We start from the raw sequence: 26,466 nt of genomic DNA, 5'->3' as shown, positions 1-26,466 counted from the left end.
TTTTCGAACATTGATTTTTTCAACAATAATGCATTCATACATGAAGCAATTTTTGTCGCTTATTTGTTTAAGTTCCTGCCATTTTATCATTGGCAGTCCTTCCGCGTTTGCAGACAGTATATTTGGTTATTTGGGCGGAGGTGGACGCTATTTTCTTAACGAGCCCCTTTATACAAACCAACACAAGCATGATGTTTCTGGCGTTGCAAAGTTAGAATTCTACAAAGACTTCAACGCAAGCGATCAGCGCGTTGTTGGCACCTTATTTGGACGATACGACAACTCCGACTCGCATCGTTCCCACGGGGATATCCGCGAACTGTATTGGTCAAAAAATTATGCTAATGTCGAATTGTATGCCGGTATTCGGCAAATTTTTTGGGGTGTAATGGAATCAGTTCATCTTGTCGATGTGATTAACCAAACGGACTTAGTCGAAGATATAGACGGCGAAGATAAATTAGGCCAACCCATGCTGCAAGCAAATATTGATCGTGACTGGGGCAGTCTGTCGGTGTTTGTCTTACCTTATTTTCGAGAGCGTAATTTCCCTGATGAACAGGGTCGACTCCGGCCCCCATTACCTATTTCAGATAAAAGCTTTTTTGAGTCCGGCGCAGAAAAAAAACATATCGACGTCGCGATTCGTTGGAGCCATTATGTTGATCTTTGGGATATTGGTATTTCACATTTTTCAGGCACCAAACGAGAACCCTACTTCGTACCCGCTTTAGACGCAAACAGCCAACCCGTATTGAAACCCCTATACCCACAAAGTGAACAAACTAGCGTTGATGTACAGGCGACATTCACTTCGTGGGTATGGAGAGCAGAATTAATACGCGTTGACGACACTGAAGCCGGAGTCTACAGTGCGTTCGCTGGTGGCTTTGAATACACCTTCTACGGATTAGGTCCCCAGAAATGGGACTTCGGGTTAATTAGCGAATATCAATACGATAGCCGCGAGAAAACCTTTGAATCTCGCGCGCAAAATGATCTTGCCATTGGTGGCAGGTGGGCATTAAATGACTTAGCTGGCACTCAAATTCTAGCTCTCATTACAAAAGACTTAGACTACAGCAATCAATTTATATCGCTGGAAGCAAGCCGGCGTCTCTCGACAAAATGGGAAGCTAATCTAACCGCGCGACTATTCAATAATGTCTCATCAGAAAGTTACGAATATACTGTGAGAGACGACGACTATATAGAACTAGAATTTCTCTATTACTTTCAGTAACTTTATATAGCATACACTACGCACACTCCATCGCTAGCGTAGACGTTTTAATCCATTCGGACTAAAGTCTCTTTCACTGAGGCCTACGTTAAAAGCCCAGTTATCGAATCGTAGCTCCGTACTCTTACCAGTCAAATAATTTTCCATAATCAGCGTGTTGGGCCACCAAGTGTCATTCACTCTTTGTTGATAGTCTTTAAGCTCAAGCTTTTTGTACTCTTGACCAGCACGATCATAAAACATGATTTTGTATGGGCGATATTCAACGGCGTCTACCCACACCTCCTGCCGAGAATATCCTGAATCGCTGTCTACCGGTATTTGCTCCACGATATACGTTAGCTCATTGCCGAGTGTTTCCTCGCGCAGGAAGTCGTAGGTGTATTTTTCAATCTCCTGGGATGCAATATCTTCGTAAGCAAATTCACTATTCATAAATGAACCCGCTTTGTTATTGGAAGCAATTCGCTTGACCTTTTTGAGCGCAGGTAAAAATATCCATTGATCGTCTACATCAACTTTGTGCGTGTGTGAAAGAAATGCCGTGCCTTTTACATTCCCGGGGCTATCAAAAATAATAATTGATTTATCACCATCATTTTCTTGTTCTAAAATTTGGCTGCGCATACGGCGAGATTGCTCAGCACCCGAGCTATCCCTAAGTATCATCGTCATATCACTAGTGACATCGCCGAACCCATCTTGAGTACGATGCATTTTTTCTATAATTTCGTAACCTCTAAGTTCCGACGCTGAAGAGTCAGCTGCACTATTGGCTAAGGCACATGCTGAACACAACACCAGTACGCTAGCACCTACAGACCTTATTATTCGAGTCATCTCAACACCTTTTATTTATTGCTTTGCCACTTGCCTATCGTCGACAACAAGGAGTATTAGCGGGAGCAGCAAGAATACTGAATAAAGAGCCAATGCAATTGCAATACACATCATAAAACCCAATATGCTATTAATGGCAAATGCACTAACCGAAAGAATAAAAAACCCAGCTATAAGGACTAAAGAGGTAACAACTATAGGGCGGCCTACATAAGAAAAACTACTGATGATCGCCGATGTACACTCTTTACCTTCTTCTCTTCGCGCCAAAAGATATTTGCTAAAAAAGTGCACTGTATCGTCCACTACAATACCGAGTACCGCGCCGGCTAAAACAGATGCAGCCATATTCACTTCGCCGACGAATATACCCCATAAGCCGAAGGTAAGTGCTATAGGCAACAAATTTGAGACTACACTGATAATGGCTATTTTTGCGCTCCGTAAAGCAATAAAGATAATCGCACTAATTAGTATAATTGCGATTCCTGTACCCCACAGCATTGCCTTGATATTGCGCTCTGATATGTACGCAAACATAACCACTGGGCCAACGCCAAGGCTATCCAAACCCTGGGTCTCTTTTAGCCAGCCTTCCGCGCGCTGACTAAAACGGATCAAGTCGCTAGAGCTTAAATTCTTTACCGTCGCGGTCACTTGTGTCGATGATCTTGAGATATTTAATTGATTGTTCAAGTCCATACCGATCGGCAAAGACATTTCATACAATAACAAGTATTGAGCGAGGACATCTTCCTCTTGAGGTAACTGGTATGCTTGTTCGCTATTGTTAGCCATTACTTTATTAATGTGCTTTAGCGTATCTGAGACACTTGCAACCTGAATAACTTCCGGCTGAGCTCGAAGCCATTGTGTAAACGCTTCGACACTTGCCATGAATTCGGGCTGAGTTACACCGTATTCTTCAGTTGAGTCGAGCGAGAACTGTACTTGATATACCCCAGTTAAATTTTCTTGGGTGTAGTCGGTGGCTTCTCGAAACTCGATAGATTCATCAAAGTACTCAACAAAACGATCATCTAGTTCATTGAGTGGAATAGCGGCACAAATCAAGAAGCTTAGTAAAAGATTGAGAGGTAAAAACCAACGCTTGTTAGCAATGGCCCAACCCGTCAATTGTGTTATATCGGTGCCTGCTGACTTTGCTGTAGCTTTGGGCTTGAATGGAAATAATAGCAAACAGATTGGCAGGATGGTGTAGGCAAGCAACATAGCGATGAGTACACCAATCGCTGTTAGGTTACCGAGATCATGAAAAGGTGGAGAATCACTAAAATTAAGCGATAGAAACCCAACCGCTGTAGTTAAACTCGTTAAGGCAATTGGAAACACATTAAGACGAATTGATTCGGCAATAGCGTCGGCTTTCAATGCACCCCGCTGTAGCGCTTTTGTTACACCGGATATCACATGGATACAATCTGCGACCGCCAATGTTGAAATGATAATGGGAGCAGTACTGGAAACCGGGTTAATCTTTAGACCCAAATAACCTGCTACGCCCATACTAGCGAGCATAGATAGAAACACCACCACCATTGTAGCTACCGTGGCGACAATAGAGCGCAACAAAACGTAACAGATTATAGTTATGACTAGGTACATCAAAGGAACTAGCGTTCCCATGTCGTCCATTGACGCCTCAAAAAAGGCCCCTGACAGCATCACTTGTCCAGTAAGACGAATATCAACGGGATATTTTGCTTCGATTGATGTTTGGAGCGCTTTAACCTGTTCGATGATTTTGGGTTGTGCTTCAATGCTGTTTGCAGGCAATTGAAACTGAAGGTTAACCGCCGTGATTGTACCCTGCTCATTCACCAACAGCTTGTGCACTCGGGGATCATTAAGGACGACCTCACGTATTAGCGCGATCTTGGCGTCACTGATTTCGTCGTTTACTCCTAATAGAGGCTCAGTAACCAGGTCATCCATTCGAGCATAGCTATGGCTAAAGTTGGTAACGGAATCTACTCTAAGTAAATTTGGTATTTTCCAAGCGCTTGCTGTTAATTCACGAATAGCATTTAGTACCTCAGATTGGAATATGTCGCCGTCGCGAGGTGTTACTACCACAAAAATATTTTCGTTCTGAGTGTAGATCGCTTGTTGCTTTTCAAATGCTGTTAATTGGGGATTTTCGCTTCCAAAATACACTCGATAATCGTTGCTAACGCCTAGATTCTTTGCGCCAGCCATTAGTAATAGAACGAAAATGACTACGCAAAGCAGCGTGCGCTTGGGATATAGCATCAACAGCATTGTCGAACGTGTGATTAGTGCATCCATAGTTTGTCTCTGAATCACGAGTTTTCTAGAGCAGCGTTTCGACTAACGGATTGCTCTCTTGTTGCGCCAACTGATGTAGATCCCGTATTCGCCCGTTTCCTCCATTCAAAGTCCTGCTCCCTCACCTTCAAAGTCTTGAGCCAAAATCGCGTAGTAGATGCAGGCCAAATTGAAAAATTCAGCCCTTCTTTTGAGTGATACCAACTTCTGCACCCTGTATCCCAAACAGTACCGTCAAAAAGGTTCACCACCGTATCGAGAAAGTCTTTGGCAGCCTCAGAAGTTACCTCTACTTGACTAACACTTCGCTGCTTAGCTTGTTTTATTAATTTTGTGATAAGGTTTACTTGGCATTCAATGATGAAAATAATGGAGTTGTGTCCCAAACCAGTATTTGCACCAATAAGCTGAAAAAAATTGGCAAAGCCCGGTGTCGTTATGCCGTAGTAACTTTCGGGGCCGCCTTTCCAGGCATCTAGTAAAAGCTTACCCTGACTTCCTCTAATCGGCACTTGCGACAAATAGCTCCGAGGATCAGTATCAAAACCAGTTGCATAAATTATGCAATCAACGGGTACAAAATCACCCTGGCTTGTGACGACCCCATTTTTTTCGATGGCCGCAATATCATCCAAATTGATGTCAACATTTTCACGATTAAAGGTTTTATAGTATTGGCTCGATATCAACACCCGTTTGCAACCCAGATTATAGGTTGGTATAAGTTTTTGCCGTGTATCTTTGTTTTTAACTTGATATTTAATATATTGCCTTATCAATAACTCAGATATCCGGCCACCAGTTTTTTGAAAAACTAGAAATATTCTAGCTTCATTGGCAACGTATAAGAACGAGCGATATAGCTTCCTAGCAAAGGGTATATTTCGAAAAATCCACTTAGTCAATGCAGAATAAGGCCTTTCATTTCGAGGAAGCACCCAAGCACCGGAACGTTGAAATACGCTCAATTTTTTGGCTTTCTTCGCTACTTCTGGAATAACCTGGACCCCACTGGCACCCGTACCGATGATGGCAACTCGCTTGTTCTCTAACGAATAATCATGGTCCCATCTAGCGGTGTGAAATTGGTGCCCGTCAAAATTATTCGCGCCTTTGAGGTTCGGGATCACAGGGACATGTAGCGGCCCTGTTGCCAATAAAAAATATTGGCCTTCATATGTAATACCGCTACTAGTCGTAACACTCCATAGACTTTTCTCATTATTAAATGTCGCCGATGTCATCGCGGTATTGAGCCGTGTGTAGCGTTCCAGCGCATTTGCCTCAACAAAGTCGTCTATATATTGCTTTATCTCCGACCAGCCAGCAAAGCGACGACTCCAATTTGGGTTTCCTGCAAAAGAGTAGGAATAGAGATGGCTTTGCGTATCGCACGCACAACCTGGGTAGGTGTTGTCACGCCACGTGCCACCGATATCATTCGACTTTTCTAAAATGACAAAATCAATGCCCTCGTCCAAAAATCGTTTCGCAGAACATAAACCACCGAGCCCACCGCCAATAATAATAACCGCAGCGCTGTCGACTTCCTGCTGTTGTGTTTTTGTCGAACTATTCATCATAAGTCGCTTTTTATTTTTTTAGAGTTGCCGGGTTATCCCGCTCTGCGCTCCGGGCCAAGACGGCTAACCACCGGGCAAGGGATCGAAAATCCAAACGCTTTAGCCTGTTCCAGTATTTCTTTCGCTCTGTTAAAGCAAGGTCGCTTTCCGGTGCTCTGATGTGCTCGAATACTCGACATTGTTAATACGATGGTTTCACTTAAGCATGCCAACGCTTCCCCGGTATTTTGACCAGCGATATTTTGGGTGCCGAAACGAAGCTGAGAATCAGGCAACGCTATTTCACCACCACTAAAAATATACACATCATCGCGTTGTTGATGATTTCGGATATCCGGCGGTTGCGATGCATCACAAATAATCGCCCCAGAGCGACAGCTTGATAGATCTAAAAATCGCTTCCCCATGCTAGTCGCTGTCATCAATGCATCACAACGGGGGAGGCTTTCACGTAGTTTGTTGCTTAGCGTAATTGGGAAATCACTATCACTAGCCGTATATTCAGCCAAAAACAGTTCATACACCTCTGAAAAACTTAAGCTAGTATTTTTAACATGCTCAATAAGATGATGAGAGTGTCGACTTATTTTTTGCATTATCGGCGACGCCGTCACCAGTGAAGAGGTTATCAGGTGCGTTATTATCTCGCCCCCTAGATCACGTAATTTCTCAAGGCTATCCGAGCTTAGGGGGTTGCCAACAAGGATAATATTGTCGGCCTTTTCTGATAGAGCAATACTCGCAATACGGCCTACTGATCCATAGGCTCCAGCAATCGCGACGGTTCTTTCGTTCAAAGGTTTAGGTGTTTGTTGTGATAATTTCTCAATAGCTTCCACACATGACAACGCCGTTAGGCTATTGCCTGTGGTGATATGGTAGCCCCTGTCTAACACATCATTGCCAGCATTACTGATAATTGATGTATAGGCGCCAAGGCCCACGTAGTCTATGGGAAGCCCTTCAATTGCCGAAAAATAATTATCAAGAATATCTCGGCGCTGCGACGTATTTAACGCTAGCAACTCTTTAGGCTTTAAGATACTGGTAACAATATAGCCAAGGACGTAGTCACCCTGCTTGTTATAAATTCGTTTGGTCTGATACGCCAACCCAGCATCTAATTGATCTTTAGCCCAGCTTCTTGTTTTCTTTAACCAGGCCGCCAACTCATTCCTAAACTCACCATCAATATCCGTTCCATTGAAGGCGCTATCACCCCACATGCTGTCATCATCCACAGGGTGCAACAGAAATGCAAAACGCCCCAGGCACTTACCTTGATTTAAGGCTTTCTCTTTAGGGGGTTTGCTAGGTGTGCCTCTTTTTGCGCTTGCTACACTAGGACTTGATGCCTCATCTGACGCTGGCTCAATTAGTCTCAAGTATTCAACTAAACGCTCCGGCTGGTTATTTCTAAGCAGCAAGGCAACGTCATCTAATGCAATCAATAGCTTTTCAATTTGTTGATCACTGACAAGCAACGAAGGCTGTATTCGGAGGGTATCATTCCCATTTAGGGTGGGTAGGCAAACAATTTTATGTTTATTTAACAAATAACCCGACACCATGGGCACCGCAAAACCTACCGAGCTCATAAAACTCATGAGGTACAGTTTTTCTCCAGACCAAGGCATAAGCTTCAACCCTAGCATTAGGCCTCGACCACTTACTTGCTGGTATACATCAGGATAGCGCTCAACTAAACCCTCTAGCTTTTCTTTTAAATACTGACCACGCAAAGCTGTCTGCTGGATAATTTCGCTATTATTTTGGGTTAGGGTTTTTAATACTTCACCCCCTACACAAGCCGCAAGATTATTGTTGGCAAAGGTTGAACTATGATACATCCCAAAGTTTTTAGTCCACGCTGTTTTTTTTATTATTAGCGCGCCAATAGGCAAGAAACCACCGCTAAGGCCCTTTGCCAGCAACAGCATGTCAGGCTCTATCCCCTCATGCTGAATTGCGAACAGAGCGCCTGTTCTTCCCAAACCTGTTTGAATTTCATCGACAATCAAAAGCGTCTTGTATTGGTGGCAAAGTGCTTGCGCTTCACGCAAGTAGCCTTCGGGTGGAACATTAACCCCACCTTCTCCTTGTATAGGTTCAACAATAAATGCAGCATATTGCTGAGTTTGAAGCGCACGCTCTAGTTCGTTTAAATCACCATAGCAAACATGTTCTGTGTCATTACACGATATTAGAAAAGGTTCACGGTAAACGTCATTACCCGTAGCCTTTGCTGCGCCCTGGGTTTTACCGTGAAAACTTTGTACTGTGCTGAGTATTTTTTCACGACCAGTGGCCGATTTTGCCAATTTAAGCGCAGCTTCTACTGTCTCAGCCCCAGAATTGGTAAACTGAACATGACCATACTCATCACTAGGCATCAACGCTTTTAACTTCTCAGCCAGCTCTTCAACATAGTTTGTCGCGAAAGGCTGTATCATGATCGCTTGGTCAGAATCGATAAATGATTTAATTTTTTCCTGTATCGGTGGGTAATTGTGACCCAGGATCATGACGCCGAACTGAGAACTGAAGTCTGTTAAAACATCGCCATTGTCACATGTTAGCTCGCAGCCTTTTGCTTGCGTAATCGAATGATCAAATCCAATGATCTTTAAAAATTGCTTGCGGTCAGAATTGACTGTATACATCCGTTTTTCTCTTTGAGTGCCTACTAAGAGTTAGGCACGCTCTCCCATCATTGCGAGTTCTGTCGCTAAATCAGCAATAGTGGCTTGTTCCACCATTAACTCTTCGTCGATTTCAAAACCAAATCTTTCTTCTAACTCACCAAATATTCCCAAAAGCGCAACAGAATCAAGTCCAAAGTTGAGCCATTGTGTATCAGCGGTCACTTTCGTATCGATGCCTTCTTGTTTCAGTGTGTCCTGAAAGGCTTTTATTACCGCAATCAATATTTGATCCTGCTCCATACCCCTTCCTCGCAATATTTTTTACAACGCCTGTATCTCGTTACTGATGTATTGCTGCTTTAGTTTTGTTCTCTGTAGTTTGCCACTGGTCGTCTTAGGTATCGTACTTCGTCTAACGAACATCACGTCTTTGACTGCAATACCAAATTCCTGTGAGACTTGAGATTTGATGGTTTTTGCGATCTCTTCGCTGTGCGCCTTAAACGACTTGCTTGGGCCAACCTCCGCAACCACCACGGCGCTTTCCGCTCCTTTATCGTCGACTTGAAAGGCTCCAATGGAGTCACGTAACACCTCCCGAAAAGAGTCCGCGACACTGTTTTCTATATCGTTTGGGTAAATATTTCGTCCATTAACAATCAGCATTTCCTTACTGCGACCTGTAAGATATAACTGACCTTCAAACAAAAAACCCAAGTCCCCCGTTCTCAAGTATTGGCGCCCATCGTAGGGGTTCAAACGCGCATGGAAGGTTGCCTCAGTTACTTCAGGACGACGCCAATAACCTTTAGCGATATGTTCACTGCTTACCCATACTTCACCAACAGCCCCATCAGCTAACGATTCATTGGTCAGAGGGTCGACAATCTTCATTACCACTGATGTCTGAGCGACTCCACAGCTAACGATGGACGAAGCGATGATCGCTTCTGTCTTGTGCAGCGGAGTCACCTCATAGGACCCAGTAACCACTGCGCGACCCTGCTGCAATTCATCTGCATTTACCGACCGACAGCTCATATTTAACTGGGGCGGCAAACTCGACACGTATAACGTCGCCTCGGCAAGCCCATAGCAGGGTGCGAGTGCATCGGGCTTCAACCCATAGTGATGAAATTTATCGATAAACTGTTGCATAGTGGAATGACGTATCAGTTCAGCGCCACTGAAGGCCACTCGCCAAGTAGCCAGCGATATCCCTTCTAGAGCACTATCTTTGATACGCTTAACACACGCGTCGTAACCGAAGTTCGGGCACCCAGCTACAGTAATACTGTATCGACTGATCATTTGTAGCCACTGGACCGGCTGCTTGATAAAGGCTGAGGGAGACATCACAACGGCGGTGCCACCCAAGTAAATGGCCTGGAAAATGGCGCCAATAAGCCCCATGTCATGAAAAAGTGGCAACCAGGTGCCAATTCGATCTTGCGGACGGAGCCCAAAACCCACTTGCATCAGCTCTTGGTTTTGAACGAGGTTTTCGTGCGTAACCATAACGCCCTTCGGATCACCTGTGGAGCCAGAGGTGTATTGCAACATCGCCAGCTCTGGCGCCTGGTCTAACCAGGCTTCATCTTCTGCAAATGACTCAACTGCGCTAACACTGTTCATTCCGGCTTGAATAGCGTCCCAGTCGATGAGCTGAGTTTCAATTGAGCCCTCACCCAAGAAATTTGGAAATAGTGTTTCCAATCGCAGATGTGTCGACTCATTGGTGTAAAAGCCCGTAGCTTGAGAATCAGCAATGATTTTTTGTAGCGTTTCGACGCCACGGCTACGACCTGGAATTGATACAGGAACGACGACCAACCCTGCTTTCAGGCAGGCGAAATAGGTCACAACAAATTCAATGCACTGTGGAAATGCCAGAATGACCCGATCACCGATAGTCGATTTTTGCTTCAGCTTTTGTGCCAAATGATCGGTCAGTTTTTCCAATTGTAGATAAGTGACCGAATTTTCCACTTCGTTATTTTTTAGAAAAATAAACGCGTCATGCCCCGGCGTTTCAATAGCGTAGGCAGACAAATAGTCCAGCAAGCTTCTCCATCTAGGATTGCTTCGCCCAACAGTTTTAATACTCTGTCTATGCGAATCCATGCTCATACTCTCAATGTATGTTGGTGTCGTCGGACCAGCAGCGTCCTGGCATCAACGACATGAGCTCCATCAGCCTGAGACTGATGTGCGACTGAAAACGTAATGGTTATTTGAAGCAAAAAACGCCAGCGTCCAACGATGTAATACAATAAATTTGAAGACGCACTGCTTTTCGAGGCGGCAGAGTATAAGAAAAGATATTGTTTGTTCAATAGAATTTACAGGTTTGATTTCTATTTTTAGAAATTAATCGTGTATTAGAAAAAATGGCGGCTTAAAATTATTGTCGCGATTATCAATCTGTACAATGAGGGGTAATTGTTTTCGCCTCAGCGCTTCGTATAATCCTCTCGTGCAATTCAAACAGTTATCAGAAAACCATTCGACACATATACACTCCAGCTTTTTAGCGCTGGCTTCGCTACAAAATAGATTCGTTTCTGCACGCTGTTCATAACGTATTTCAAATCACATATATTGAAAAAATGCCTTTAAATATAGGGCTAAGTAAAAAAGAGATCGCCAGATAATGAGCACCACAACAGATGATTTAAGCGTCGAAAAATATCGATTGCAATCAAGGAGAGGCTTGACTGTTGACGAAAATGCGAAACCTTTTTTGCGCCAACTTATGAAATTAAACGAAAGGCGATTTTTGCTATATCTTGGCTGTCACGTTGCGGTTTGGATTTTTGCCGCAACCGCTATAGTACAGATTGATAATTTGGCATTTCAAATAGTTTTGTCGATTATTTTAGGTAATCAGCTTCATGCGTTTACCGTGCTGCAACATGAGTGCATTCATGGAACAGCGTTTAAAGCGAAAAACATTAACTATTGGCTTGGTGTGATCTTGGCCTGGTTTATCATCATGCCCTACACAACTTTCAAAGAATGTCATCTTTGTCACCACCGCTATTTAGGCGACACATGTAAAGATCCAGATGAATGGAACTACGGTGGTGGGACGGTGCTATCAATGTTATTGCGCATCATGACTTTTGTCCCGCGATTCGTTTTTATTTCAACAACACGCTATGGAAATTTAGTTGCAAAGCGCGTTTTAGTAGAGCTTTTAACAAACATTATAACGTGGCTTCTGCTGGGAGTGACGTTAATCTACACCGGGCACGGCGCCGAGTTTTTTCTTATTTTTGTTTTGCCCTTACTCATATTGGCAGTTGTCATTAACCCAGCATCACGTGGTTATGAACATTTTCCGCTTGTTTATATGAAGCAGGATGACCAATTTTTGCGGGCCGATATTGCGAAAAGCACGGTATCAGTGACGCACCCAGTTTTTTCCATACTATGGGCAAACATCAACTATCACGTCGAGCATCATGTTTACCCTGGCGTGCCTTTTTATAATTTGCCGGCGCTTTCAAAACTTATGAATAGCAAAAACTATCTACGTCGCCGGTTTATTTTCGAAAAAATATAGACTTACCTACATTCAATCATGTGATTTATTCACAATATAATGGAGCACAGCATGTCAGAAGATATTACAGTCGAGGAAGTATCAAGTTACGAGCTGCTAGACGCATCAACACTGGATAACAGAGCAATACCCAAATTTCAGCCTCAGGAATGGGATAAAGGCGGCTTTGATATCCAATCTTGGCTTGAAAGAACTGCAACTAATCGACTAGCTGATACCGAGTTTGGCGGCAAAAAAAATATCTTGGGGCCAACCGAAGCCGTGATGACCGATCCCCTGTTGAACCAAGTGTGTAAAACAGACCTTGCGGTTTTTCTTACCGCCGAAAAAGTCTCAATGAATAACTTGTGCCAAATGGTTAGTTTCGCGCCCGATGAGGCTAGCCAAGTATTCCTCGCTACCCAATCGTTAGATGAAGCACGTCATTACGAAGTTTTTTGTCGCCGTCTCGCTGATCTCGGTGTTAAACCAGAAGAGCGCGAACAAATGGTAAAAGACATGACTATGCCGAAGATGCAGCAGTTTTATGACCTGATCAATGAACAGGTTGATAAGAAAGCATTCATCCCAGCATTGTTAGCACACAACGTAGTACTAGAAGGCATGGTTTACCCTTTCTATCGCTATGAAATTCGCTATTGGTCTCGCCTAGACCCAGCACTAAGCAATATTATTCGCAACGTTTTCGCCGATGAAGTTCAGCACGTAAGCTATGGTGAACACTTTATCGCGCAGGAAGCTAGAATGGGTTCCCCTATGCGCGCGACAATCCAAAAACTCGCTGGGGAATTCCACCAGTTGATGTCAGAAGTGTTTGAGGAAGCTATCACGAATTTGATCGGCATTTATCAAGCCTCAGCGGATAAACATGCATCAATCATGGCTGACGTTGAGATTTTCCCTGGCATGAAGATGGGCAACATGTCTGAAGAAGATCAAACCCGTAGGCTTCTTAGCGAAATTCAAGAAGAGTATCAAAAACGTTTGCAAGCAATCGGCTTCGCTTAGGTTTTGTAATTCATCCCTGATTCGATGGTTTTTAAATGGATTCAATAGATAACCCACTAGAAAAAATTAGGGTTCCTAGTCTTATTCATAAGCTGTTATTGCCATTGTTAATAGCAATACAAATAGCCAACACCTTGGCTATTTGTATTATGTTGGCCATCTCATACACATTGAGATTTTTGCAAATAGCTTTGTTTGCTCTACCCTATTGTAAGACAGCATGGACAAAGATAGTTACCTGGTACCACGACTGGGTTCAACTACTAGCTGATAACCTATTGGAAGACCCTCGCGATGAACCTATTCTTGCCTGCGTTATCGGTTTGACGCTAACAGCGTTACCCGTGTTAATAATCCAGTTAGCTGTCGGTGAACTCAATTACGGACTAGTTTTACTTTTTTACGCATTTATATACGGGGCCAACATACGGTCTTTTGTACGTTCATTTAGCGCGATGCACCAAGACGGTCATAAACCTGGCGGCGTATTCAAAGGCGGTAGCTGGTGCGAAAAAGCAACCGGGAATTCGTTCACCTATTGTTATCTCGCCATATTTCGAGGAATCATTCCTCACTCTCCGGCGCACACGCAACAACACCATCGGGAAAATACTAGCCCAAAGGATGTGTATGCAACAGAAGAGTTCGATCATACAAACCCCTGGCACTTTATGAAGTACATGGTCAATGAAGTTATTTATCAACAACTCATGATCACGCCTTATATGTACTTCAAAAAGAACAAACAAATAGAGCAAATGCGCTGTATGGTTATGGGGAATATTGTATACTTTTTGCTATTTACCGCGCTGGCATTGTTTGACTTAAAGATCGCATTTTTTTATATGGCCGTTCCATGGTTTGCAAGCAACTTTCTTATGGGTGTCATCCATTGGTGCCAACATGCTTTTTATGGCGGCCAGCAATCTCCTTTAGATTTCGCTTACAACACCACGACTGTTTTAGAGACACCTGAAAACTTTCTCAATGAAGGGTATCACGTGTGCCACCACCACCCGAGTTGTCGTCATTGGAGCGAAGCGCCAGAGCTTTTCATCGAAATTCAGGATGATATGCGCCGCTCTAGATCTATTGTTTTTAAAGACTTAAGCACAATGGATTTGTACCTTTTGCTCATGCTAAAGCGCTATAAGACGCTAGCTAAAAAGCTAGTCTGGTGGCACGACGTAACAGAGGAAGACAAGATAACAATTCTTAAGTCCCGAGTTCGTCCAACTCGGTATGAAGCCAACGGCACCACTAACGGTTCTTCCAATAGCGCGACAACCTCTATCAGTACCACAGCAGTAAGTGCTTAATAGGTAAGGTAATGGCAAGATTTAGTACATACCGAGTAGTAAATATTATTAGGCAAACGCATGATTCAGTGACAATCCAAGTCACTAGACCGCTATTCAGACATAACTACCTACCCGGTCAAACAATCACGGCGAAAATTTACAGGCATGGTTCTGTCCACTACCGATCGTATTCAATTTCAAGCACAGCGGGTATCGACAAGTATTTGTCGTTCACAGTTAAAAAAGTACCTGGTGGTGTAGTTTCAAGTTACTTTAATGATGCACTTTCTGTCGGTGACCGTGTTGAATTATTCATTGCTGAGCCAAGCAGCTTTTGCCTTAGACATTCAAAACAACACTACAACACAATGTTGCTCTTCGGTGCAGGCAGCGGTGTGACTCCACTATTTTCTATTCTAAAGTACACTTTAAGAAACTTCCCTCACTGTGAAATAACATTAGTCCTTGGAAATAGAGAAGAAAGCGATATCATTTTTAGAGATGAATTGTTAGCGCTGCAACAGCAACACCCAAAGACCCTCCACTGCTATTTTACTTTAACCCAACCAGATCAACACTGGAGTGGCCGAACTGGTCGAATAGACGCGCCTCTAATCAATGCGATCATTTCTAGTTTTCTAAATCGTGATTCCAAGCCCGATATTACGTTTGTTTGTGGACCTGAAGGCTTGATGGATACTGTAGAGAACACCATGTGTGGCGCATTAGGTCCAAACTTGCACATCTTACGAGAGTCCTACACTCGATCAAACGTCAATACAAAAACCACACATACGTTTCCCGATACGTCTATTACTATTGTCGATGGTGACGCGTCGATACAAATACCTGTCGAATCCGGCGAATCTATATTGGCTGCAGCCATCAAACACAACATCGATCTTAAACACTCCTGCAAGAGCGGTTTTTGCAGCGCATGCCGCTGTAAAATTAGAAAGGGAAAAGTCTCGCTAGAAGGCTATAGCTGTCTAACAGAAAAAGAACGAAACGAAGGCAGCACGTTACTTTGTATCGGCTACCCCGATTCACATGATGTGGTTATAGAAACTCAAGGTCCTTAATAGTATCTCGCACTACGACGAAACACTTGCCACCGAGCTATACAACTCAGCTGGACTTTCTTGATGTATAGTTTGCTCAAAGTAATCTTTTACCGATTCTTCTACAAAAAACTTTGTTTTAAGGTCAGGGTCGAAGAAATTAGATGCCTGTATTCCCGTTTGAGCTTTGAAATGCTTGCAGAAATGTGAGCTATCAACATAACCTGCATCCTGAGCTGCTTGGGAATGTGAACGACCCATAGCAATTGAAATCACAAAAATATGCATTTTGAATTTGTTCCTAAATTCTTTAAACGTCATATTGAATGATTTTTTAAATAACTGTACTACTCTAGGAACAGACAGCCCAACTGCATCGGCTGCATCTGATATTTTGTAGTTTTTACCCAGCTTACCCATTATCATCAGGCCGATGATTCGTTTTAGCCTTTCATCTCCTACATCGCAAAAATTGTCGAAACGATGCAATCTCAAATGCAGCGCAGTGATCAAGCCATCAGCTGCGTCGATACCAAGCTGGTGGTTGTTAAGTTCATGCAAAACCGTTAAACAGTAGGTTTCGATGTTTTCTTCAAAATCCCAATAAACCGGGCCGTACTTTCTATTGGCTTTGATTTGAAGCACTTCAAAATCTTCATTGAAATAATCCAAGTACAGTACGGCCAGGCTTTGGTTCTCGTTATGGCAAGTGATTTCTGTCGAGGCGGGCACTAATACCATTCGGCATTCCAACACATCTGATTCACCCTTTACTGTTATTTTTAGTGGCCCATCTAAACAAAACATTAAATAGCAAGGAACATATTTCCTCGTTCTAGCCTTTATCGATGGCCCGACAAACAACAGCCGTTTGCGCCAAACATAGATTAGGCTACCGTCGTGTTTACTCGTTGTGTCGAGAATGGAGGTGTTTTTCAGCGTCATTGCAGTAGTCCCCTTAACTAAATTCCTAGAATAGAACCATAGGTACGCAACACATCGTATCGATATGCACCTATGGACTTGGTAAACCCCAAATTAATGCCCATCCTTCCTTTGCACAAAGATATAAATGTGGCATATGTTATCGCATAATTTTGTATTAATAGTTTTTAGAAGCTATGCGACAGAACTTTATAGCATATTTAGGATTTCATATGTTAGGGGGCAACACTTTATTCCATTCGAAATTTCTACATCTTGAAATGACCAAGGGCTAAACTACATTTATTTTTCTTATAGGCATCTTTTTTGACGCCTAAAATTACGGTTCTAGTCGATACGGTGCGATGGCGTTATTGCTTTTTTAGAAGTTGTTAACCGAATCACTTTTTTTATTTTCAATTTTTCACGTCATTTACTTAACTGCTAGCGCTCTATAATTGATTCGGTTTTGTAATATAGACCGCGACGCTTTGATTCCTTTTCGGCATTAACCAAACAGCATTTTTAGAACCGATATTGAATCAGTAGATTATCTCGCGGAATGATTAAGAAACCGCTTAGCCGCTGATAAGTCACTTTTGTGATGCTGAGAAATTGGGGAAGGCGGTACTTCTAGGTATTGATTGAAAAAGCGATTAACTCAAGGATATTGCTTGGGAAGATAGCGGGTTTGCCTTTAGCGATTTCATGTCACGCTATTTTGGGCGTTGCGGGCTAATCAATTATTTAGTGGCTGGTTGTGCTATTAGTTGAGTTGTCGAGAAGGTAATGCCGAGCGTCAAAGCAGCACCCCTCCTCAATAGGCTTAAGCGTTTAACGGCCGTAACTTTTTACAATAGATTGATAGCCAGTTTTCAATTGGCCAATAGTAAAAGGAGGCTTGAAAAAGCCGTAATAGTCGCCGTTAGGGTCTATAAGTACAATTTGTTCACCATGGTCGACATTGTAGTTTTCATCAGCACCTGCTTCTTTCTGAAAGCCGATGTGAAACTGGTTTGATAGTCGCTTGATCGTTAAGAAATCTCCGGTAACGCCCACAAACGCCTGATTGAATTTAGGCATGTAGGCAGCTAACGCTTCTGGCGTGTCGCGAGCTGGGTCGACGCTAACCATCACCACTTGGGTCTGCTCTTTAATCTCAGGCTCTAGTTGAGCATCCATAGCATTCAATATAGCCAAGGTTGCTGGGCAGAACCCTGGACAGCTAGAAAAACCAAAAAATAACAAAGTCCATTGACCTTTAAGCGACTCTTTCGTAAATGGTGTGCCGGTGTGCGCGACCAACTCAAAATCATTAATTGCTTTAGGCTCTTGGTAAGTTATTACGCCTAGTCCAACCAGTTCCTTCACACTCAATATACGTGGCTGCATCATGGTATATGTAAACAAACCCACTAGAATGGCTATAAAACCGCAAACAGCGGCCACTGTTAATGTGATATTTCGTTTTTGTTGATTCATCTTTAATTCAATAAGTAACCGTTTAGTTAAAAAAGTGCTTCCATCAAAAATCAAGGAGCGGATTGTTTACTGAATCGGTAAGTGGTTGTACCGGTAGCAAATAGTGATCGAGTAGCATTATGACAAATAGCGCCATAAGGTAGACAATGGAATATTTAAAAGTATCCTTTCCCGCGCTTTTTCGCTCTGTAAACATCATCACGCAAGCCCAGTACAAAAAGCCTAAACCAAGAACAACTGCACCGAGCAGGTAAAGCCAATTCAGCATACGTGTAGCGTACGGAAGCAGCGTCACAGCAAACATAATGAGTGTGTACAATAGGATGTTGAGATTCGTAAACTTTGTACCGTGCGTCACGGGCAGCATAGGAATATTTACTTTTGCATATTCGTCTTTACGATGTACAGCAAGCGCCCAGAAATGTGGCGGTGTCCAGGCGAATATAATTAATACCAACAACAACGCATGGCCACTCACTTCACCCGTAACGGCCGTCCAGCCAAGCAGCGGTGGTGCAGCTCCCGCGACGCCGCCAATGACAATATTTTGCGGAGTGGCACGCTTTAAATATAGTGTGTATATAAACGCATAGCCCACCAGTGACGCTAACGTCAGCCAAGCTGTTAATGCATTGATAAAAAACATCAAAACAGCCATGCCAATCAAACCTAGCAAGGCAGCAAAAAATGCGGCATTCAAAGGCTCAACGCGACCTTTAGCTAATGGCCTATTGTGTGTGCGAGCCATGTATTGATCGACCCGTCGATCGACGAGATGATTGACCACAGCAGCTGAGCCTGCACAAAGCGCTATCCCTAGGTTACCTAATATCATTACATCCCAGGGCACCATCCCCGGTACGGATAACAGCATGCCGATCACAGATGTTAGAATCATTAACGCAACGACATTGGGTTTGGTCATCTCGAGGTAGTCTTTCCAAATCGGTCCTGACGCCGCTGCCTGATCCGATTCGTTCGCTTGTGTTTCGCTTGTAGTAGCCATTTTGATCTCGCTGCGTGACATTTTATTTGCCACTAAACTCTATTAATTCGACGTTTTAATTAAAAATTTGATGTCATCTAACAAGTCATTTCCCGACTGTGTTTCGGTATACATCATTACCAAGGCACTATATCTATGTAGCAAGTAGTACTCATGGCCATCTAAATCGGCTTTCACTTCTTTCATTGAAGAAAGCATGCTGAGCCAAGCATCTCGTTCACTTTTTAGAACTTTCGCTTTAGGGTGTTGAGACTTTATAAACTCTAACAGTTCGTCACTAGGTTGTTGTGCACCCAACCAAATAAACAAACGCTCCAGCTGGTCCGCTTCACGACCCAGGCGTATATGAACCTGCCTCGAGAGGTACATCAATTCTTCGCACGTGCTATCGCAATCGTTGTCGAGTAAAAAAACTAACCTAAATTTGGGCTCTTGCTCTGCAATGGGCCAAGGCTTTCCCTCAAGGGTTTGAAATTCAAAGCCTGCAACTGAAGCGGGCTCAGAAATTAACACGCCTTTATTTTTTGTCCCCTCAGGGATCCCCCAGCCAGTAACAAACATGATGTACGGGACGAATGTGGAAAGCGCCGCTATAGCAAAAAGCCCAAGCAACTGTTTGCGCCCGACTGACTGTTTGTTTGCTGGTTGATTCATTGAACTCTCTTTTGCTTTTAGTTGGAAAACTTGCTGCGTATAACATTCCAGACATTGGTGCTTGCAAACAAAAACCACACGATTAAACCGATACCCATTGAAAACCATTGAACGGCATATCCGACATGTTTTTCTGGCGTAACGGCAACGGGTTCCCAGTATGCAAGTAGTGCACTGGGTTCATCTGCGTTCAAACGTATCTGCTTAGGAAAGAATTGGATTCCCATGGCAGCGCTAATCTGTTCTATGTCGACCGTTTGAATCACTTGCGGCCATTGATCGTCAGTAAACTCTTGCGGCTCTAGAACATAGCTTTCACCTGGAATGCTATAAATTTCACCCCGGATCGTAATCGGACCACTCGGCGCAGGGTATACTTCGGGTAGCTGGTCCCGAGAACCTGGTGCCTTAACCCAACCTCTATTCACTAGCGCCCAACGTTTGCTGTTCGACGCCACATCAAGGTATTCGAAAGGTTGCAAAATTTCGTAACCCACGCTGCTTTCATATATAGCGTTGTCGAGAAAAAATAGTCGCTCCGGATCAAACTGTCCTCGCAACTCGACCGGTGTAAACGCTAGCAGCTCTTCCGGTGTATTCAGTAACGAACTTAGCGCAACGTCAGGTTGATTTTGCTTTATCTGACGTTGCTCGATAATTTCACGCTTTTCGTCGGCCCTATTAAGCTGCCAAACACCCAAACTCAGTAGAACGGGCAATACGGCAACAGCTAAAAATGTCACCCGAAGATCTAGTTGAAACCTAATTCTCATGACTCTTGTGACTCGAGGATATGGCTGCTACCGTAGCGAACACTAAACCAAACACTACCTATCAATCGTATTTTGTGAGCTCAAACCATGTGGTTAAAAGTCATCATCGTCATTTTGTTTATCGCCATACTGATCAGCCTATCAAGCGGGTTAGTGTTTCTGCTGAAGGACATGGGGGTCCCCGGCTCTAAGCGAACACTTTACGCTCTGGGTGTTCGCATAACACTTGCCGCGCTGCTAATTGCAAGTATTTGGTATGGCTACGATGCGGGTATTTTAACAAATACCGCACCCTGGGGGCGTTAAACGATTGTCGCTACCAATGGCGACTTTTACTCTGTCGGTTTTTTCTTTTCCCTAAAGCTACAAAAGCAGGCCTAGGCCTGCTTTTGTAAAAATCCTTTTAAAATTATGCGGTTACGAACCTAAAATATAAACAAAGATAAATAGGCCAACCCAAACCACATCAACAAAGTGCCAGTACCAACTCGCAGACTCAAAGCCAAAACAGTCATCATGACTGAAGTGTCCCTTGAATACAGAACGCAACCACATAATTAGCAGCATCACTGTACCCATAGTCACGTGCGCACCATGGAAACCCGTTAACATAAAGAAGGTGCTACCGTAGATACCTGCGTTTAGTGTTAAGCCAAGATCCTGGTATGCGTGAACATATTCTTCTACTTGTAAGAACAAGAAACCGATGCCAAGTAGTACAGTTAAACCCAACATGATGTTGAACATCTTGCGGTTAGATTTAAGTAAAGCGGTATGCGCAAAATGCACAGTCACACTAGATGTTAAAAGAACAATGGTGTTAATCAGCGGAAGACCTTTCCATCCCATCGCTTCATTCGCACCGGTATAAGTACTGTTGCCTTTGTAAACTGCATCAGGGTTTGCTTCCTGAGGAGTCGTTAGCAACGGCCAATCAGCTGCAAATTCAGGCCATAGCAACGCACCCGTATTGGCGTTAGCACCCTGACCGTCAATCCAAGGCAAAGCCAGTTGGCGAACATAGAACAGCGCACCAAAGAAGGCAGCAAAGAACATCACCTCTGAGAAGATGAACCAACCCATGCCCCATACGTATGAGCGCTTTAACTGGGCACCGTTCAAGCCTGCCATATTTTCTTTAATAACAATACTGAACCAGTTCCAGAACGTAACAAACAGGATCAACAACCCGCATGCGAACAGAGTAAAACCTGATTCGTTGCCATTAATCCAGTTGGCGGCCCCAAATACTGTTACAAACATACCTAAGCTTGCGAAGAGCGGGAGTTTGCTCTGCTCGGGTACGTAATAGCTACCTTCACTCGCCATTCTATTTCTCCACTATAAAGTCATTCACGATGACTAATTCATTATTGGGTAATCAACGTTTAACGTTGGCTAACCTGTTCATCTTGCGATGCGTCGGTGATATCAAAGATCGTATACGACGCTGTAATATCTTTAATGCTTTTAGGCAAATCTGGATCAACCCAGAACTGCAAAAACATATTAGCTTCTTCACCAGCTTCAAGCGGCTGATTGTCAAAGCAGAAACATTGCACTTTATTGAAGTGTGCTGCTGAAGTACTGGGCACAAAACTAGGAATAGCTCGTGACACCATGGGACGATCTGTGGTGTTTTTTGCATAGAAGCTTGTGTCAACGACCTCGCCCGGGTGGACATACATTACTGCATCGTTGGGCTTAAAATCCCAGGGCATATTTTCATTATTAGTGGCAATGAAAGTAACCCGAATCGTCCGGCTTTCATCAATAACGCGCGGTGATTCTTTATCGGTAACAGCTTCAGTTTGACCCTTGCCGTTTAGCCCTGTGACTTCACAAAAAACATCATAAATCGGCGGTAATACATAAATGGCAAACGCAAACATTACGATAGATAAAACACTTAGTTTTATAACCGTTTTTTGAATATTGCTATTTGCCATCTTTTATACCTTAGCTCAGCAGTTTGGCCGTCTTATTTCACTTCAGGTGGTGTGCTGAAAGTGTGGTACGGAGCTGGAGAAGCGACGCTCCACTCTAAACCTTCAGCGCCATCCCAAGGCTTGTCTACTTCCACTTTTTTACCCGCGACAATAGTCGAGATAATGTTGTACAAGAATAACAACTGCGACAAACCGAATGTAAATGCACCGATAGAAGACAACATATTGAAGTCTGCAAATTGCGTTGCGTAATCTGGAATACGGCGAGGCATACCTGCTAAACCAACAAAGTGTTGCGGGAAGAAGGTTAGGTTAAAACCAATGAACGCAATCCAGAATTGTGCTTTACCCATCGCTTCGTTGTACATACGGCCAGTCCACTTAGGTAACCAGTAGTAGACACCGGCTGCCAAACTAAAGATAGCTCCAGCTACCATGGTGTAGTGGAAGTGCGCAACGATGAAGTAGGTATCGTGATACTGAATATCTGACGGCGCAATTGACATCATCAAACCAGTGAAGCCACCCATGGTGAACAAAATCACGAAAGCAATTGAGAAAAGCATCGGCGTTTCGAACGTCATCGACCCGCGCCACATAGTGGTAATCCAGTTAAACACTTTCACACCGGTGGGTACCGCGATCAACATCGTGGCATACATGAAGTACAACTCACCTGCGAGTGGCATACCCACAGTAAACATATGGTGAGCCCACACGATGAAACTTAAGAATGCGATCGCTGCCGTTGCGTAAACCATTGAAGAATAACCAAACAACGGTTTGCGCGAAAACGCAGGAATAACGGCAGAGACAACACCAAACCCAGGAAGAATGATGATGTATACCTCAGGGTGCCCAAAGAACCAGAAAATGTGCTGGAACAGAACAGGGTCACCACCACCAGCTGCATCAAAGAATGATGTGCCGAAGTGTATGTCCATCAACATCATGGTAACGGCACCAGCCAATACAGGCATTACCGCAACAAGCAAGAATGCAGTGATCAACCAAGTCCACACGAACAATGGCATTTTCATCAACGTCATGCCAGGCGCACGCATATTAAGCACGGTAGCAATAATGTTGATTGAACCCATGATGGACGACACACCCATAATATGAACACCGAAGATAAAGAAGGTAACGGTGTCAGGTGCATAGGTAGTTGAAAGTGGTGCGTAGAAAGTCCAACCGAAGTTTGGCGCGCCGCCTTCCATAAAGAAGGTAGAAGCCAACATCAAGAACGCAAATGGAAGAATCCAGAAGCTCCAGTTGTTCATACGCGGTAATGCCATGTCTGGAGCACCGATCATCAACGGGATCATCCAGTTTGCCAAACCCACAAAAGCGGGCATGATGGCACCGAACACCATCACGAGGCCGTGCATGGTGGTCATTTGGTTAAAAAATTCTGGCTCAACAATTTGCATGCCTGGTTGGAAAAGCTCTGCGCGAATTACCATCGCGAAGAAACCACCCAAGATAAACATTGCAAAACTGAACCACAGGTACATTGTACCGATGTCTTTGTGGTTGGTAGTAAACAACCACCGGCCTAGACCTTTCGCGGGACCATGTGCCATTGTTTACTCCTCCTATTGTGCTGCTTGAACGACATCAACTGGCTGAATTGAATCACCCATGTTGTTGCCCCAGCTGTTGCGCTGGAAAGTAATTACTGCCGCCATTTCTACAGGGGTAAGCTGTTCGCCAAACGCCTGCATCGCGGTACCACTCACACCATTCGCCACGAGGCTTAGGTGATCCATAATTGGGCCGGTCGCCACTGGGCTGCCTTTAATCGCAGGGAATGCACCCGGCACACCTTCACCCGTTGGGCCATGACAAGCGGCACATACACGGTTGTATACCGCCTCGCCTTCAGCGTACAACTCATCGAAGGTAAATGTTTGGCTAGCTAGCTCTGCAATTTTGCGTGCTTGTTCTTGCTGAGCACCGATCCACTGATCAAACTCAGCCTGCTCGACTGCTTTAACAACGATGGGCATGAAGCCGTGGTCTTTACCACACAGCTCAGCACACTGGCCGCGGTAAATACCGGGCTCTTCAATGTATGCCCAAGATTCGTTGACGAAACCTGGGATAGCATCTTTCTTCACCCCTAGCGCAGGAACGAACCAAGCATGCAACACGTCGTTTGCTGTGATTAAGAAACGTACTTTTTTCTTAATTGGCAATACGAGATGGGTATCAGTTTCAAGGAGATAATTCGGGATGGTTTTAACATCGATGCCAGAGTCCAGTTGACGGGCCTCATTATGCTCGGGATGTAGGTTGGAAAAGAAAGAAACGTCTTTTCCAAGATATTCGTATTTCCACTTCCACTGATAACCTGTGACAACGATATCGAGATCCACTTGCTCTTCAGTATCATATATCTTGATCAGCGCTTTGGTCGCAGGAAACGCCATGCCAATCAAAATAAGGAATGGAACCAAAGTCCAGGCGATTTCTAAGCCTAGGTGCTCATGGAACTGAGCCGGCTCACGATCACTTGTCTTTCGATGCGCGATGATCGAATAAATCATAACGCCGAATACAGCCACACCAATGACCACACAAATCCAAAAGATCAGCATGTGCAAGCCATAAATTTCCTGACTTACCGGTGTGACACCTTGGGTCAAATTGACCCCCCAACGCTTTGCTTCTTCTGCTACCGCTGACTGGCTACACAGCGCCAGTACCAAGGCAGAGCTAAGCAGTCGGTGGAAAAGCGGTTTTGCTCTTCTCAACATCGCCCGTTTTCTCCGTATTACAAATGTGAAAATCGTCGTAAAGCACAACAAGAACACCCCCAAAAAGGCAGGACGGCCCCAAGACTATGCGCTTAACCAGACTCAAGTATGTATATTGACCCAATAAAGCCGCGTGATCAGCTCAAACACCATTGCGAACAGCTTGATTACCCATCGAGATTATTATTAGAAGGGCGAACACCAAACCTATCTGCGTTTGGAACCAATAGTAAAGACGCGCCAAGGGGGCCACAAATCCCCACAAAAATCAAGGTTTTGATGGGGCAAGTAGTTGATCTGGACCAACTGGGACGCGTATTTTACAGAGTTCGAAAATAATTTCAGTATCTATTTGCCCCATAAGTGCCTCAATTTACTGACTTTCTACCAGATATCCACAGCAAAAGTGACAAAAATTTACGCGAAGGGATGTGATTTTGTGCGCCACATGTTGCTAATATTTGCACAAGTTAGCGCATTAGTGATCAATTACTACTGCTGAGTCTAGAATCTCCAATCAATAGAACTAACGGTTCTTATGACAAACTTGAGTTTATAGTCCTTTAGGTTATTTTTACCTTTGAAACACGCAACATTTTTTCTATGGCAGCTGGTATCGCCACTAACCACACAACGACACTACTGCCACTGAACAATCATGAGCAAACCACGCACCATGCAAATAAGGGAAACCATTCGACACGCGAAAGAGCAATCGGACTATACCGAAGGCCTGCGCGCGCTGATCGTTAAGCAACTTCCCAAGCTGCACGGCGCCATACAGCTACCCGAGAGCAACCCTGAAGGTGCTCTTCTCGATTTCGTTATCCGCTATATCGAGCACGTACCCAACTTTGTCGACGCCTTGCGCGGGCTAACGAAAGAGGCTGGGATTTATGACGATTACGCCTCGATATTTATCACGCTGGCTGAAGAGTTTTTCACCCAACCTCCTGAGGTGTTAGCCGACCATAACGGGCTGGATGCGTTGATGGACGAAGCCTATTTGGCCCACCGCCTAATCGAAGAGGTCAATGACCGGCTGATCGCGCATAGCGGAATCCCTCTTGTACCCATGGACATGACACGCGCTAATTTGATTGTGCACGAGTTAATTGGCGAGCCTTTCGCAAATGACCTAGATTTTGTGGTGCATTACTCCACTGAAATTCACATGGATAAAGAGAAAGAGCTTAGCAACAACAGCAATTTCCAGCGTTATGTAGACGAACACAAAAAAAATGGCTGGAGCACGGAGTTAAATCGCTGGCCTTGCTTAGCAGATGATTTGGATATCAATTTAGAGTTTGAATCCTTGAAAGACACAACCCCCGTCGACAACCCTGTGCTTCACTGA

The 26,466-nt window shown here is 44.0% G+C and carries 22 protein-coding genes; 7 read left to right on the top strand and 15 right to left on the bottom strand.

What is annotated here, in order from left to right:
* The first annotated feature begins 40 nt into the window (after window positions 1-40).
* Window positions 41-1,243 carry a hypothetical protein gene (locus ACZ5NB_RS00285; protein WP_460230772.1) on the top strand — a complete coding sequence of 401 codons (1,203 nt, stop codon included), beginning with the start codon at window positions 41-43 and terminating at the stop codon, window positions 1,241-1,243.
* Between the two features lie 33 nt (window positions 1,244-1,276).
* Here ACZ5NB_RS00285 and ACZ5NB_RS00280 read toward each other — a convergent pair whose 3' ends face one another.
* Genes ACZ5NB_RS00280 through ACZ5NB_RS00255 form a run of 6 tightly spaced genes read right to left on the bottom strand, consistent with a single transcriptional unit; the run spans window position 1,277 to window position 10,745 of the window.
* The gene (locus tag ACZ5NB_RS00280) at window positions 1,277-2,083 is read right to left on the bottom strand and encodes an outer membrane lipoprotein-sorting protein (RefSeq protein ID WP_460230771.1); all 807 of its coding nucleotides are present in this window, start codon (window positions 2,081-2,083) and stop codon (window positions 1,277-1,279) included.
* 15 nt (window positions 2,084-2,098) lie between these two features.
* Window positions 2,099-4,393, bottom strand: coding sequence for an efflux RND transporter permease subunit (locus tag ACZ5NB_RS00275; RefSeq protein WP_460230769.1), 2,295 nt, complete (start codon window positions 4,391-4,393; stop codon window positions 2,099-2,101).
* 14 nt (window positions 4,394-4,407) lie between these two features.
* A complete protein-coding gene (locus ACZ5NB_RS00270; RefSeq protein WP_460230767.1) occupies window positions 4,408-5,976 on the bottom strand; it encodes a flavin-containing monooxygenase in 1,569 nt (522 codons plus the stop codon).
* Between the two features lie 32 nt (window positions 5,977-6,008).
* Entirely contained in the window at window positions 6,009-8,639 is a 2,631-nt protein-coding gene (locus ACZ5NB_RS00265) for an aminotransferase class III-fold pyridoxal phosphate-dependent enzyme (protein WP_460230766.1), read from the bottom strand.
* 30 nt (window positions 8,640-8,669) lie between these two features.
* The gene (locus tag ACZ5NB_RS00260; RefSeq protein WP_460230765.1) at window positions 8,670-8,921 is read right to left on the bottom strand and encodes an acyl carrier protein; all 252 of its coding nucleotides are present in this window, start codon (window positions 8,919-8,921) and stop codon (window positions 8,670-8,672) included.
* Window positions 8,922-8,942: 21 nt separating this feature from the next.
* Window positions 8,943-10,745: a fatty acyl-AMP ligase gene (locus tag ACZ5NB_RS00255; RefSeq protein WP_460230764.1), complete on the bottom strand. Its 1,803-nt coding sequence runs from the start codon at window positions 10,743-10,745 to the stop codon at window positions 8,943-8,945.
* Between the two features lie 589 nt (window positions 10,746-11,334).
* On the opposite strand from ACZ5NB_RS00255, the gene ACZ5NB_RS00250 reads away from it, so the two are divergent.
* Genes ACZ5NB_RS00250 through ACZ5NB_RS00235 form a run of 4 tightly spaced genes read left to right on the top strand, consistent with a single transcriptional unit; the run spans window position 11,335 to window position 15,580 of the window.
* The gene (locus ACZ5NB_RS00250) at window positions 11,335-12,189 is read left to right on the top strand and encodes a fatty acid desaturase family protein (RefSeq protein WP_464107787.1); all 855 of its coding nucleotides are present in this window, start codon (window positions 11,335-11,337) and stop codon (window positions 12,187-12,189) included.
* A gap of 51 nt (window positions 12,190-12,240) precedes the next feature.
* Window positions 12,241-13,197: a ribonucleotide-diphosphate reductase subunit beta gene (locus tag ACZ5NB_RS00245; RefSeq protein ID WP_460230762.1), complete on the top strand. Its 957-nt coding sequence runs from the start codon at window positions 12,241-12,243 to the stop codon at window positions 13,195-13,197.
* A 35-nt stretch (window positions 13,198-13,232) separates the two neighbouring features.
* Entirely contained in the window at window positions 13,233-14,516 is a 1,284-nt protein-coding gene (locus tag ACZ5NB_RS00240; RefSeq protein WP_460230761.1) for a fatty acid desaturase, read from the top strand.
* Window positions 14,517-14,527: 11 nt separating this feature from the next.
* Window positions 14,528-15,580: a 2Fe-2S iron-sulfur cluster-binding protein gene (locus ACZ5NB_RS00235; RefSeq protein WP_460230760.1), complete on the top strand. Its 1,053-nt coding sequence runs from the start codon at window positions 14,528-14,530 to the stop codon at window positions 15,578-15,580.
* A gap of 12 nt (window positions 15,581-15,592) precedes the next feature.
* Here ACZ5NB_RS00235 and ACZ5NB_RS00230 read toward each other — a convergent pair whose 3' ends face one another.
* The 5 genes from ACZ5NB_RS00230 to ACZ5NB_RS00210 form a co-directional block, all read right to left on the bottom strand.
* Window positions 15,593-16,504 (bottom strand): helix-turn-helix domain-containing protein, encoded by a 912-nt coding sequence (locus ACZ5NB_RS00230; protein WP_460230759.1) that lies wholly within the window; start codon window positions 16,502-16,504, stop codon window positions 15,593-15,595.
* Between the two features lie 813 nt (window positions 16,505-17,317).
* Entirely contained in the window at window positions 17,318-17,965 is a 648-nt protein-coding gene (locus tag ACZ5NB_RS00225) for an SCO family protein (protein WP_460230758.1), read from the bottom strand.
* 43 nt (window positions 17,966-18,008) lie between these two features.
* On the bottom strand, window positions 18,009-18,971 hold the full coding sequence (gene cyoE, locus ACZ5NB_RS00220) for a heme o synthase (RefSeq protein ID WP_460230757.1): 963 nt from the start codon (window positions 18,969-18,971) through the stop codon (window positions 18,009-18,011).
* Between the two features lie 42 nt (window positions 18,972-19,013).
* Complete coding sequence (locus ACZ5NB_RS00215; protein WP_460230755.1) at window positions 19,014-19,625, bottom strand: hypothetical protein; 612 nt, start codon at window positions 19,623-19,625, stop codon at window positions 19,014-19,016.
* A gap of 17 nt (window positions 19,626-19,642) precedes the next feature.
* Window positions 19,643-20,398: an SURF1 family protein gene (locus tag ACZ5NB_RS00210; RefSeq protein ID WP_460230754.1), complete on the bottom strand. Its 756-nt coding sequence runs from the start codon at window positions 20,396-20,398 to the stop codon at window positions 19,643-19,645.
* A gap of 87 nt (window positions 20,399-20,485) precedes the next feature.
* Between ACZ5NB_RS00210 and ACZ5NB_RS00205 the strand changes: the two genes are divergently transcribed.
* Complete coding sequence (locus ACZ5NB_RS00205) at window positions 20,486-20,704, top strand: DUF2909 domain-containing protein (RefSeq protein ID WP_460230753.1); 219 nt, start codon at window positions 20,486-20,488, stop codon at window positions 20,702-20,704.
* 111 nt (window positions 20,705-20,815) lie between these two features.
* Here ACZ5NB_RS00205 and ACZ5NB_RS00200 read toward each other — a convergent pair whose 3' ends face one another.
* Genes ACZ5NB_RS00200 through coxB form a run of 4 tightly spaced genes read right to left on the bottom strand, consistent with a single transcriptional unit; the run spans window position 20,816 to window position 25,109 of the window.
* Complete coding sequence (locus ACZ5NB_RS00200) at window positions 20,816-21,727, bottom strand: cytochrome c oxidase subunit 3 (protein WP_460239447.1); 912 nt, start codon at window positions 21,725-21,727, stop codon at window positions 20,816-20,818.
* 59 nt (window positions 21,728-21,786) lie between these two features.
* Window positions 21,787-22,347 (bottom strand): cytochrome c oxidase assembly protein, encoded by a 561-nt coding sequence (locus tag ACZ5NB_RS00195; protein ID WP_460230750.1) that lies wholly within the window; start codon window positions 22,345-22,347, stop codon window positions 21,787-21,789.
* A gap of 32 nt (window positions 22,348-22,379) precedes the next feature.
* Window positions 22,380-23,933, bottom strand: a complete 1,554-nt coding sequence (ctaD, locus tag ACZ5NB_RS00190) for a cytochrome c oxidase subunit I (RefSeq protein WP_460230749.1) — start codon at window positions 23,931-23,933, stop codon at window positions 22,380-22,382.
* A 12-nt stretch (window positions 23,934-23,945) separates the two neighbouring features.
* Window positions 23,946-25,109 (bottom strand): cytochrome c oxidase subunit II, encoded by a 1,164-nt coding sequence (gene coxB / locus ACZ5NB_RS00185; protein WP_460230747.1) that lies wholly within the window; start codon window positions 25,107-25,109, stop codon window positions 23,946-23,948.
* A 658-nt stretch (window positions 25,110-25,767) separates the two neighbouring features.
* Here coxB and ACZ5NB_RS00180 point away from each other — a divergent pair.
* Window positions 25,768-26,466, top strand: coding sequence for a hypothetical protein (locus ACZ5NB_RS00180; RefSeq protein ID WP_460230745.1), 699 nt, complete (start codon window positions 25,768-25,770; stop codon window positions 26,464-26,466).

The organism is Aurantivibrio plasticivorans, assembly GCF_055392955.1.
The sequence above is the reverse complement of the archived record's forward strand: the minus strand, read 5'-3'. Positions and strand labels throughout refer to the sequence as shown.